At 65.5% G+C, this 6,534-nt stretch carries 8 protein-coding genes; 1 reads left to right on the top strand and 7 read right to left on the bottom strand.

The genetic code is table 11. The annotated features are described in order from the left end of the window. Window positions 1-45: 45 nt before the first annotated feature. From ACLP4W_RS15585 to ACLP4W_RS15570, 4 genes are all read right to left on the bottom strand, one after another. Complete coding sequence (locus tag ACLP4W_RS15585; protein ID WP_442387357.1) at window positions 46-945, bottom strand: MAP_0585 family protein; 900 nt, start codon at window positions 943-945, stop codon at window positions 46-48. Between the two features lie 50 nt (window positions 946-995). Further along, window positions 996-1,463: a lipoprotein LpqH gene (locus ACLP4W_RS15580; protein WP_442387355.1), complete on the bottom strand. Its 468-nt coding sequence runs from the start codon at window positions 1,461-1,463 to the stop codon at window positions 996-998. Between the two features lie 181 nt (window positions 1,464-1,644). Beyond that, the gene (locus ACLP4W_RS15575) at window positions 1,645-2,262 is read right to left on the bottom strand and encodes a trypsin (protein ID WP_442387361.1); all 618 of its coding nucleotides are present in this window, start codon (window positions 2,260-2,262) and stop codon (window positions 1,645-1,647) included. A 166-nt stretch (window positions 2,263-2,428) separates the two neighbouring features. Then, window positions 2,429-3,295 carry an alpha/beta fold hydrolase gene (locus tag ACLP4W_RS15570; protein ID WP_442387353.1) on the bottom strand — a complete coding sequence of 289 codons (867 nt, stop codon included), beginning with the start codon at window positions 3,293-3,295 and terminating at the stop codon, window positions 2,429-2,431. A 164-nt stretch (window positions 3,296-3,459) separates the two neighbouring features. Between ACLP4W_RS15570 and metK the strand changes: the two genes are divergently transcribed. Beyond that, window positions 3,460-4,644, top strand: a complete 1,185-nt coding sequence (gene metK, locus ACLP4W_RS15565; RefSeq protein WP_442387359.1) for a methionine adenosyltransferase — start codon at window positions 3,460-3,462, stop codon at window positions 4,642-4,644. Window positions 4,645-4,699: 55 nt separating this feature from the next. Here metK and ACLP4W_RS15560 read toward each other — a convergent pair whose 3' ends face one another. From ACLP4W_RS15560 to ACLP4W_RS15550, 3 genes are all read right to left on the bottom strand, one after another. Next, complete coding sequence (locus tag ACLP4W_RS15560) at window positions 4,700-5,524, bottom strand: hypothetical protein (protein WP_442387351.1); 825 nt, start codon at window positions 5,522-5,524, stop codon at window positions 4,700-4,702. Further along, window positions 5,521-6,150 (bottom strand): TetR family transcriptional regulator, encoded by a 630-nt coding sequence (locus ACLP4W_RS15555; RefSeq protein WP_442387349.1) that lies wholly within the window; start codon window positions 6,148-6,150, stop codon window positions 5,521-5,523. Before ACLP4W_RS15555 ends, ACLP4W_RS15560 begins: the two co-directional genes overlap by 4 nt. Before the next feature lie 103 nt (window positions 6,151-6,253). Continuing rightward, window positions 6,254-6,534, bottom strand: a 281-nt coding sequence (locus tag ACLP4W_RS15550) for a metal ABC transporter permease (protein WP_442387347.1), incomplete at its 5' end; no start/stop codon positions are given.

Raw genomic sequence — 6,534 nt, 5'->3', positions numbered from 1 at the left:
CGACGAATGTCGGGGGCGGCTTTCACAAAGGGTGGGGCTATGCCGTCAGTAGAGCGGGACCCAGACACCAAAGAACCAGTAACCCCAACCTCCGTAATACCAATTGAAGACCGGGAAGACGGTGAAGGTGTTGTAGTTGAACGGGCCGAAGTCAGTCCGCGCGGCTAGCACATCGCGGGGCGGGCCCGACCACGGACGGTTCCAACCACCGGGAGGCGGCGGACCGTCCCAACCGCCCTGAGGCGGCGGCCCCACCCAGTTGGGTGGCGCGTGGCCCGGAGCCGGACCGTCGTTCCATCCCCACCCTCGCGCCGGCGGCGGTGGTGGCGCGCCGCGGCCCACGATGCTGAATTGGACATTCACACCGCCGGGGCCGCCTATTTGCGCGCTAGCAGTGACCAGATCCTGGCGCGGAACGTAGGGCGGGTGGGGAGGCTGCGTGCTCGGCGGATTAAGCGCCGGGCGCGCCTCCCGGCTGGGCGGCGGGGTGGTTTGTCCGTTGGCCGGCGCGGTGGTTTGTGCGCTCGGCGGCGTCGTTTGTCCGCCGGGCTGGGTGGTTTCCGTCCTGGGCGGCTCGCTGCCATGTGTCCCCGATGGCTGCGTGCTTTGGGTGGCCGGCGGCTGGGTGCTTTGGGTGGCCGGCGGCGCAGTGCTGTGTGTGGCCGGCGGCTGGGTTTGGGTCGCCGGCGCCTGGGTTTGGGTCGCCGGCGGCTGGCTTTGGGTCGCCGGCGGCTCATGAGTCTGCGGTGGGTTCTGCGGGGCCGGCGACCCGCCGCCCGGCGCCCCGCCAGGGTTGCCGCCGCCACCACCGCCACCGCCACCGTGGCAGTTCGGGCACGGCGGCGGCGGGTCCAGCGGGGCGGAGTTGGCCAGCACCGGGTTCACCGTCATTGCGGAGATGCCCAGACCCGCGGCGACCGCCGCCGCGCTGACAACACGTTTCATAGATATTGCTGACATACCTGCGTTCCCCTCTCGGGTGTCGGTCGCCTGCGTTAGGGGCAGGTCACGTCCATCTCGAATGACTTGGTCACCTGCTGCGGCTGGTTGGGGTTACTCATATCGGTACCCGTCGCGGTGCCTTTGATCGCGTAGGACTTGCCGTTGACCGCGGCTCCAGCGTTGCTGGCCTGGTTGGGAGCGGCGTCGGAAAACCCGAGCGCGATTCCGCTGACGCTGCCCAGCCCGACGGAATGGACAATCGGCGGATTGTCGTTGCTGACCACCGCGCCGACCCCGGCTGTCGCGTCACCGATCCCGATGGTGGTGACGCCGTTAGCCGAGTTGCACGTGACCTGGCCGGTGACGTTCTGATTCTGACCGTCGACGGTGACCTGCGGGCCGGCCGCCGACGGCGCTGAGCTCGATGATGCTCCGGTATTGGACTTGTTGCTCGAACAGCCGGCGCAAGTCGCGACCACCACGGCCACGCCCGCTATGCCGACCACGATCCCACGGTTCACTACTGCTCTCCTTCGTGTCGCTGGTGTCGCTACCGTCATCTTGGTTCATCTTGGCCCCGTCAACACAAGCGGACCCTCGGGCCCCCCAACGCCGCTCCGGCGGATACCCCGTACCACGATTTGCAAACGTTGATTTTCGCGCAACGCTGCCTGCGCTGATATGACCGGTGGTCAGCACACCTCAGGGCAGAACGCGCAAGCCCCACTTGCCCAGCAGCGGATTCACCAGTACGAAGTACGTCGTGTGATCGTCGCCCTCGGGCGAAGACATCAACAGGCCGACCGCGCTCACGGTGCCGTCCGGGTTTTTCACGAAACCGGGGCTGCCACTGTCGCCGTTGAGGCTGAACACGTTGGTTTCGACCACGTCGCCCTCCACGTCCGCGACGACACCACAGGTCTCGCCGGTGGCCGCGCCGATCTTGCAAAACGGCATGCCGATCTGAATCTGCGTGCCGCTCAACACATCCCGGACTCGATACTTGCCGCCGACGTCACCTCTTGGCGCACCGACGCCCGGGTCGAGGAGGATGACCGCGGCGTCCCTATTGTCGCCTTCTTGCTCGCTGGCGGTGATCCTCCCGAGCGGGACGTCGTTCCCGTCCGTCCACACCGAACCGTCGTGCTTGTCACTGTGTCCACTGGTCATGAGGTAATAGCTGCCGTCGTAGCCCTGGGCCGCAAAACCCGCTGTGCACGAACTGCTTTCATCTTCGACCAGCATGCCCGGCGTCACACCCGGATTTGCCCGCGCGGGGTTCGCCAACGAGGTCGCGTCCACGACAACGACCGTCACCATTGCACCGACCAGCCCAAGCCCCGCGGCCAAGGTGTGGTCACGCCGCCCTCCTCCGCTTCTGCAGGGCAGCATGGTAACAGCGCGAACGCCTTTCGGCTGCGTCAGCGGTCGGGCGTACGAAGGGTCAAAGCGGTCGTGATCGGCGCAGTCGGCAAGCGGTAAGTCATCAATCGTCGACGTGCCGGGCGAGGAAATCCAGGACAGCGCTGGCGAAAACGTCGTTGCGATCCCCGGCGACCATGTGTCCTGCGCCGCGCACATCGGTGAACTCCACCTGGGGAAAGCGTGCGAGGAATTCGTCGGCGCGCTCCTGGCTGACGAGGTCACTCATCTGACCGCGAATCAATAGCATGGGCACGCCGCGACGCAGGATCGCCTCCACGGCTTCGTGCATCCGATCGGGGTCGGTGACCTCAAACGGGGGAAACGCCGCAGTGCCGCTGATGAATTGCGGGTCCCAGTGCCAATACCAGCGGTCGCCGCGGCGGCGCAGGTTGGTGGTCAAGCCCTGCAGATCGGTTGGTCTGGGCCGATGCGGGTTGTACTCGGCGATCGCGTCCGCGACCTCATCGAGTGAGCCGAAGCCCGATTCCACCCGGTCGGCCATGAAGGCGTGTATCCGATTCGCCCCGGATTGCTCCATGTTGGGCACGATGTCGACCAAAACGACGGCGCTGGCGATACCCGGCGCGATCTCCCCGGCGAGAAGCATCGAGGTGAATCCACCCAGGGACGCGCCAACGAGCACCGGTTGCGGAGGCAGCTTGCTCAGCACCTCTTGGACATCGCCGGCGAAGCTGACGACGCGATAGTCGCCTTCGCCTGACCAGTCGGATTCTCCGTGGCCGCGCAGGTCGATCGTGACGGCCTGCCACCCACGCTTGGCGACGGCGGCGGCCGCCCGGGCCCACGAGCGACGGGTCTGGCCGCCGCCGTGCAAGAACACCACCGCACGCGCGTCAGGATCGCCCACGCGGTCAGCGACGATGCGAACACCGCCGGGCCCGTGGGTCAGAAACGTTTCAGGCGCCATGGAGATCAGCGGTCATCGGCGGCCACCAGAGGTCATCAACAGATCCTAAGGCGGTGCGGCGTGCGGCTTGCGTCGACTTAGCCGCAATGCGTCGGGCGTAGGATCCCCGGCGATCTATTAAGCGTGGGCAGTCCTCGTGCCGAAGTCGGAGTCGCCGTATGCCGATGTATCCGCCAAACATGGTCTTCACGTCGGAGTCTGTCACCGAGGGCCATCCCGACAAGCTTTGTGACCAAGTCTCGGACACGGTGCTGGACGCCTGCTTGGCGGAGGATCCCGAATCACGGGTGGCCTGCGAAACCTATGTGACGCTGGGCATGATGATCATCGGCGGGGAGATCACCACGCGGGCGCCCCTCGATGTCGAGGGCCTGGTCCGCCGCCTGGGCAACGAGATCGGCTACTCCTCGGCGCTCTACGGCTACGACGTCAACACCGCCGGCATCCTGCGGGCGTTTCACCAGCAGTCACCGGACATAGCTCAAGGCGTGTCCCGCGCCGGCGAAGAACTCGGCGCCGGAGACCAGGGGATCATGTTCGGTTTCGCGTGTCGACAGACCGACGAGTTGATGCCGCTGCCCATCATGCTCGCCCACCGGCTTGCCATGCGCCTCTCCGAGGTGCGCAGGCAGAAGGTGCTGCCCTTCCTCGGACCCGACGGGAAGTCGCAAGTGACGGTGGAGTATCGCGACGGAAAGCCGGTGCGGGTGGAGCACGTGGTGCTGGCGTGCCAGCACACATCCGATGTCGTGACTCCCGATCGCAAGCGCATGGCCGAGGAGGCCAAGCAACAGGTCATCGACGCCGTCGTGCACCCGGTGCTCGGCGACCTCGCGGACGAGAAGACCAGGTTCACCGTCAACGGCGCCGGCAAGTTCCTGGTGGGCGGCCCGCAGGCCGACGCCGGGCTGACCGGCCGCAAGGTCATCGTCGACACCTATGGCGGCTGGGCGATGCACGGCGGTGGTGCCTTCAGCGGGAAGGATCCGACCAAGGTGGATCGTTCGGCCGGTTACATGGCCCGCTACATCGCCAAGAACATCGGTGCCGCCGAGCTGGCCGACGAATGCCTGCTGCAGTTGGGTTACTGCATCGGACAAGCCGATCCGATGTCTGTCATGGTGAATACCTTCGGCACCAGCGGGCTCGCCGATGGCGCGCTTTCGGCGCTGGTGCGAGACGTCTTCCCGCTGTCGCCGAAGGGGATGATCGACCATTTGAAGCTGCGCGAGCCGATCTATCGCAAGACAGCGGCATACGGCCATTTCGGCCGGCCAGGCTTCAGCTGGGAGAACGTCGACGCCACTGAAGTGCTGCTGGCCGGGGCGCGCAAGCGGCCCGGATCATAGGAGAAGCCAATGCATCTCGACGAGTACAAGTCATTGGAACTGGCCCCAAGGCCGGTCAGGGGTGTGCGGCAAGAAATGTCTCGTTCGACAGGCCGGCAGTGAGCTCGTCCACATCGAAGGGCCGGTCAAGACGGGCGTGAAGTTTGTCCGGCTCGATGAGGAGACTGATCTCGAAGGTCTGGCGAGCAAGCAGCCGTCCGAAACGCGGGTAGAGCCAACGCATTACCGCCCGTTCCGCGGGGGTGCAGCGCGCCGCGCAGTAGCCGACGTGGCCCACCTCATCGGTGAGGATCTCGCTGTAGAGCCGCTCGATGCGCGCGGCAACGTCAGGTTCGTCGGAGAACAACTCAACGCCGACGCGACGCAGCTCGTCGAACATTATGCAGCCGGCCATTTCCGCCGCACCCACGAACGCGAACCCGAACCGCTCGGGAAGGAACACATTGATTTTGACGAACTGGCGCATTACGAACGGCGGGACAACTACCTGGAACGGCAGATCGAACGCGTCCAGCACGTAGGCCAGCATGCGGGTGTGATAGTGCTCCTCGAGCGCGAGGTACATCCGCTCGGGTGCCTCGTCCTCCCTTCCGATACGCCCATAGGTATCCCCCAAGTCCACGCCGAACCGCTCCGCCTGGTTCAGCTTGGCGGTGGCCAACAAAAACAGCATCTCCGGCTCGACACCTGGCTCCGGCCGCCGGCGGTGCAGGTTTCGCGTGAACACCTTCCGATCGATGAAGCGGGCCGAGCGGACAGGGTCCGCCTCCAACCCAGCGAAGAACTCCTCGCGACTGGCGAGGCGGCGATGCAACAGATCGGCTTCGCCATCGCGTCGTGTCAGGTAATCGAGGTAGCCCTCAATACCCAAGCCGCTCATCGAGCCTCCATTCCCTGAACAATCGTCGTCACATACCGATCCAACAGAACGTGTCGGTCCGCGGACGCAACCGCGGCGGTCGCCAGCAACGCGAACAGCCCTGTTAGGAAGATCACCGCTAGTTCTCCCGCGTCGGCGTTGCGAGCCACCCTTCCCGCAGTCTGCGCTTGGGCAATAGCGGCGATTAGGAAGTCCGCCAACGGATGCTCCGCCAACTCGTCCTCGACTGGCCGCGTCGCGGAGAAGTGCAATCCGAGCATGTCCCTGAAGACCGCCGGGCCCAACCGCCGTTCGGCCGCGACCACCTGATGCACCAGGCGCGTAAGCATCAACGTCAGATCGGCCCGTTCAGTGGCTTGGTTGTCGAGCGCCGCGACGATCTTGAGCTCCTCTGCGCGCTCCAACTCGACTAGCACGTGTTCTTTGGTCGGAAAGTGGAAATAGAACGTGCCGCGGGCCACCCCCGCCGCGGCTGCGATCGCCGCGACATCCGCGCCTGCCAATCCAGACCGGCCGATCTCCGTCACTGCGGCGTCGAAAACACGCGCTCGCGTCTGAAGCCTCTGGGCCTCCCGTACTCCCATGACTTGCGGAGCGGGTTGGGTGTCCGATGTCGTCGAAGCCACGCCCCTACCGTAGAGAATTTCATTGGCACCTGTCAATGACGAGCGTCAGCGAATTCGCCGGCATACCGCGTCGTTGCTTCGACGTCGCCGCTTCGGCTTCGGCTTACCGAGAAGTCGGAGTGAGTGATGCCGCCGGCGACGATTCCAATCCTTGGGCGACGGCCCTCCAACGGCGGTTGCTGGCCCAGACGATCGACCAGCAGGCGCAGGCGATGGTGACGATAGGGAAGCTCGGCGGCAGGTTGAACATGGCTGATGCGCCCAGTCCAAGCCACACCGCGCTCAAGCTGATCGCCGTCGAGGCGACCATGGCCATGACCGGGCGGGGGGTCAGCATGATCGCGGTTGCGGCAGGAGTGACGACCAGAGCGAACAGCAGGAGCG

Origin of the sequence: Mycobacterium sp., from assembly GCF_052145595.1 — a bacterium.
Taxonomy (GTDB): Bacteria; Actinomycetota; Actinomycetes; order Mycobacteriales; family Mycobacteriaceae; genus Mycobacterium.
The sequence above is the reverse complement of the archived record's forward strand: the minus strand, read 5'-3'. Positions and strand labels throughout refer to the sequence as shown.

Excerpts from the sequence above, each read along its gene's own strand:
- ACLP4W_RS15560 (WP_442387351.1), bottom strand. The coding sequence starts at position 5,524 with ATGAGCGGCTTGGGTATTGAGGGCTACCTCGATTACCTGACACGACGC.
- ACLP4W_RS15575 (WP_442387361.1), bottom strand. The coding sequence starts at position 2,262 with ATGGTGACGGTCGTTGTCGTGGACGCGACCTCGTTGGCGAACCCCGCG.
- ACLP4W_RS15570 (WP_442387353.1), bottom strand. The coding sequence starts at position 3,295 with ATGGCGCCTGAAACGTTTCTGACCCACGGGCCCGGCGGTGTTCGCATC.
- metK (WP_442387359.1), top strand. The coding sequence starts at position 3,460 with ATGTATCCGCCAAACATGGTCTTCACGTCGGAGTCTGTCACCGAGGGC.
- ACLP4W_RS15585 (WP_442387357.1), bottom strand. The coding sequence starts at position 945 with ATGAAACGTGTTGTCAGCGCGGCGGCGGTCGCCGCGGGTCTGGGCATC.